This is a genomic window from Megasphaera sp. DJF_B143 (assembly GCF_900320625.1).
Classification (GTDB): domain Bacteria; phylum Bacillota; class Negativicutes; order Veillonellales; family Megasphaeraceae; genus Megasphaera; species Megasphaera hexanoica.
The window spans coordinates 1-4,012 of the sequence record NZ_ONTA01000301.1 but is presented as its reverse complement, the minus strand read 5'-3'; the positions used below and the strand labels follow the sequence as shown (position 1 = coordinate 4,012).

5 protein-coding genes are annotated in these 4,012 nt (G+C 50.1%); 1 reads left to right on the top strand and 4 read right to left on the bottom strand.

Features of this window, described 5'->3' with window-relative positions; translation table 11 throughout:
- Positions 1–151 precede the first annotated feature (151 nt).
- The 4 genes from DBO31_RS08740 to DBO31_RS08725 form a co-directional block, all read right to left on the bottom strand.
- Positions 152–988 carry an Mrp/NBP35 family ATP-binding protein gene (locus DBO31_RS08740; protein WP_059076509.1) on the bottom strand — a complete coding sequence of 279 codons (837 nt, stop codon included), beginning with the start codon at positions 986–988 and terminating at the stop codon, positions 152–154.
- The gene (locus tag DBO31_RS08735) at positions 985–1,362 is read right to left on the bottom strand and encodes a DUF134 domain-containing protein (protein ID WP_075582455.1); all 378 of its coding nucleotides are present in this window, start codon (positions 1,360–1,362) and stop codon (positions 985–987) included. The genes DBO31_RS08740 and DBO31_RS08735 overlap by 4 nt, the downstream gene beginning before the upstream one ends.
- Positions 1,363–1,528: 166 nt before the next feature.
- Positions 1,529–2,050, bottom strand: coding sequence for a cysteine hydrolase family protein (locus DBO31_RS08730; RefSeq protein WP_059076511.1), 522 nt, complete (start codon positions 2,048–2,050; stop codon positions 1,529–1,531).
- Positions 2,051–2,066: 16 nt separating this feature from the next.
- Positions 2,067–2,666 (bottom strand): thiamine phosphate synthase, encoded by a 600-nt coding sequence (locus DBO31_RS08725; RefSeq protein WP_150824957.1) that lies wholly within the window; start codon positions 2,664–2,666, stop codon positions 2,067–2,069.
- A gap of 344 nt (positions 2,667–3,010) precedes the next feature.
- Between DBO31_RS08725 and DBO31_RS08720 the strand changes: the two genes are divergently transcribed.
- Positions 3,011–3,796, top strand: a complete 786-nt coding sequence (locus DBO31_RS08720; protein ID WP_159897819.1) for a LuxR C-terminal-related transcriptional regulator — start codon at positions 3,011–3,013, stop codon at positions 3,794–3,796.
- Positions 3,797–4,012 lie beyond the last annotated feature (216 nt).

The following is a 4,012-nucleotide window of genomic DNA, read 5'->3' as shown; positions in this document are numbered from 1 at the left end:
CACGGCGGCGTATCTGGGCGGCAAAAAATAATATCGTTATTTTACAGGGAGAATTGCCCGGATACTCTTTCCAGTGCAAAAAGGCTGCCGCAAAATGACTCACAAGTTCATTTTGCGGCAGCCTTTGGTTGTCTTATCGTAAATGGGACTTTTATTTACCCAGTACGCCTTCGAGGAAGGCAGCCGTATCGGACAGATAATCGGCCTGGTAGCTTTCGATATCGCCCTTATCGCAGTGCGCGGCAAAGGCTGGATCGATTGGCAGTTTGGCCGTATGGCTGATGCCATATTTCTGAGCCGATTCATCGACGCGGCTCGGGCCGTAGATTTCTACTTTTTCATGGCAGTTCGGGCATTCGAAGTAGCTCATGTTTTCGATGAGGCCCAGGACGGGGATGTGCATCAGTTCAGACATCTTCAATGCCTTTTCGACGATGAGGGAAACCAGTTCCTGCGGGGAAGTGACGACGAGGATGCCATCGACGGGCAGGCTCTGGAATACGGTCAGGGGAACATCGCCCGTTCCCGGAGGCATATCGACGAACATGTAGTCGATGTCGCCCCAGAGCACGTCGGTCCAGAACTGTTTGACTGCTCCGGAAATGACCGGTCCTCTCCAGACGACGGGCGAGGCCGTATCTTCCAGAAGGACGTTCATGGACATGACTTCAATGCCGCCTTTGGTGACGACCGGATTGATGCCGGCTTCGCTGCCCGTAGCACGATCGGTGATGCCGAATACTTTCGGAATGGAAGGGCCGGTAATATCGGCATCGAGGATTGCCGTTTTAAAGCCACGGCGGTGCATCTGTACGGCCATGAGCGACGTGACCAGGGATTTACCGACGCCGCCTTTGCCGCTGACGACGGCGATGACGTGTTTGACATGGGTGCCTTCATGAGGCTTTGCCAGAAGGCTCTGTGGTTCCGTACGGCTTTCACAGTTGCTGGCGCAGCTGGAACAGTCGTGATTACAGTTTTCACTCATTGTGTATCATTCTCCTTTTGTGGGATCGTATCCCGTTTTTCGCGGACAGCCCGGCAGAATGGATTGCAGCACGAACCGGCGCGTTCACAAACCTGGATTTTACCGCCCTGGATGAGCAGGCGTCTGCCGTATACCAGTGCCAAAGCTACTTTATGACGGGCCGATTCATAGATTCCCGTTACAGTCGTGCGGCCTACATCCATCTGTACAGCAGCCTGTTCCTGTGTCAGACCGACCAGATCCATGAGGCGGATGACTTCATATTCATCGACAGTCATTACGATAGTATCACAATCATTTTGCTTTCCGTCGGGAGTAAACGATTCCTGACGGGGCAGAGAACAGACACGGCGGCAGCGTTGGGGACGCGGCATAAATACTCCTCCTTTCACCATGACGATACAGGGCATGGGCTGTACCATGCCCTGTTCCTATTATACTGGTGATGATGACATATGTCAAAACATAGATATATTATAACAGATATAAAGAAATACGATGACGCAAAAAGCAGACCGCCGGAAAGACGGTCTGGCATAATCAGATAATATCGATATGGCAACGCTTCATGGCGCGCAGGGCTTCGGCGTGGCTTTCCGGTGTAACGCCGGCACAGCAGTCACTCCGGACGGCGATTTCCTTTTCCGGGAAATAGGCTTTTAGGAGCATGGCATTGGAAATGACGCAGATATCCGTGCAGAGCCCCATGAGGACCAGGCGATCGTATGGTGCCGCTTCTTCGACGAGCTGGGTGCAGCCGAAAGTCGGTTTTTCCAGGACCGGTGCCATGAGCGTGTACGGCAGAAGGTCCCGGCAGATCTGCCAGCCGTGGGTATCGCGGATGCAATGGGGAACGGGGAGTTTACGTCCTTCCTGCGTATCCATATAGTCTTCGCCATGTGTATCCTGGGTGAAGATGAAATCCGTCTGGTGCGTTTCGTCTTTTTTGGCAGCCTGAAGAAGGGCTTCGATGCGCGGTACGATGAGCGGTGCTTCTTTCGTACCCAGAGCCCCGTCGATGAAATCATTCTGCATATCGATGATAATATAAGCTTGTTTCATGAATAGGACATCCTTTCTACTGCATTGCCTGACGCAGCTTCTGCACGTATGCCGGCACATCATCACAGGTCATGAGTCCGGTCATGACGCAGACGCCGGCGATGGGGATACCGGCCAGCTGTGGCAGCGTTTCCGGTGTTATACCGCCCAGAGCATAGACCGGAACGTGTACGGCACTGGTAATATTGCGCAGTTCCTGGAGGCCGATAGGCGGCTGGGCCGGCTTGCACGGCGTGGGCAGCACGTGGCTGGCGATGATGTAATGGGCTCCCAGTTCTTCGGCCAGACGGGCTTCTTCAGCGCTGTGTACAGAAACTCCCAGGCTGGTCATATAATAGGTAATCGCCGTGTGGGACTGCAAATAGTCCAGCGAACATTGGAAACGGGGGATGTGGAGTTTGACACCGACGCGGCCAAAGTAACTGAGGATACACTGTTTCTGATGCAGATTACAGAGCCGCTGCATTTTTTTGGCATAATTTGTGTATTCTTCTTCGTCGAGATTTTTTTCGCGCAAAATAATGCTGTCGATATCAGAAGCTGCTACTTGTTCCATATGATCCCAGTAATTTTGTTTGCATAGCGCACGGTTTGTTACAGCAATCAATTTCAACACAATATATCACCCTTGTCTTTTAACGTTATCTCAACTGTTAACAATATATATCATTATACATTTATTTCTCTTAACTATCAATAAATTCTCAGCTATATTATGACGATAAGGCATAAAAAAAGGAAAAAATCGTTGCTGAATTACGATAAATTAATGCATTTATGGAATAAACATCTATTCATACCAAAATGAAATACAAGGAATAAACTTTATTTTTTTGCATAATCATTATATAATAAGTATATATAATATGCGACAATATGCGACGGCAACATGAGTAAAGACGCATTACTTTTTCACCGGACCCCCTGGAGGACGGGGGATGGCGGATGGAAGGTGGCAGTATGTTAACAAATTCAGAATGGCTGGGAATCAACGAATTATCCCTGCTGATCCACGGTACGGATACGATCCGGGACATGCAGCGGTATTTTTTGGAGGCATTGCGGAATATCGTACCGTTTGAACGGGCCGCTTTTTTTCTGTTTCATGAGGAAACGGGCGGTCTTCTGGTGTTGCAGTCTCCTTTCTGTATCCACATGAATCCGGAGATTGTCAAGGCTTATGGCCGGTTGATCAATACGAACGGCATTTGCCGCCGCGTCATCAGCCTGCGCCGCACCATGGCCTATCGCAGCAGTGACCTGGTCACGCCGGATGAAGAGGTGACAGACTCGGTGACAGAAGTCCGGAAATCATTTCTTCTCCCCAATGAAGTCAGCTTTTATAGCGGCATCGTCCTGGCCGATGATCGGAAACTGCTGGGAGAAGTCGTCCTCTACCGGACGGACCGGCAGCGGGATTTTACCGATAACGAAATGGAAATACTGGACCGGCTGAAAGATCATCTGGCTATCCGCTTGCGCAGGGAACGGAAGGAATGCCAGGTGCAGCAGCACGAAAAAGATCAGGAAGAAAGCCAACTGATAGCTATGGGGCTGACTCCCCGGGAAAGTGAGATTGCCAGCCTGGTCATGAAGCAGTATTCGACGGAAGATATCAGCCGTCATCTGGTCATCAGCCAGTGTACAACAAAAAAACATCTGCACAATATTTTTGCCAAGCTGGGCGTCAGCAGCCGCCTGCAGCTTATGGAAGCCATACGGACGTGGGAACGGGCCCGGGAATAAGTACATAGGGAATCAGCCTCTGCACGGTAGATATCGTGCAGAGTTTTTTTATGAATACAGATGAGTCTATTTTGACCAAATGTCTGTTCTTCACATCCAACAGATTGTCCAATATCCTGCGCAAGGAATTCTATTTTTGCACAGGAGCACAAAAGCCTGTCTATAAGCAGCTGACCGGCACACCTAAAGCCTCTTTCTGCATTGAAAACAAGTTTT

What these genes read in the sequence shown, in the direction of transcription:
- DBO31_RS08740 (WP_059076509.1), bottom strand. Translation starts at nt 988, where the DNA reads ATGAGTGAAAACTGTAATCACGACTGTTCCAGCTGCGCCAGCAACTGT.
- DBO31_RS08735 (WP_075582455.1), bottom strand. Translation starts at nt 1,362, where the DNA reads ATGCCGCGTCCCCAACGCTGCCGCCGTGTCTGTTCTCTGCCCCGTCAG.
- DBO31_RS08730 (WP_059076511.1), bottom strand. Translation starts at nt 2,050, where the DNA reads ATGAAACAAGCTTATATTATCATCGATATGCAGAATGATTTCATCGAC.
- DBO31_RS08720 (WP_159897819.1), top strand. Translation starts at nt 3,011, where the DNA reads ATGTTAACAAATTCAGAATGGCTGGGAATCAACGAATTATCCCTGCTG.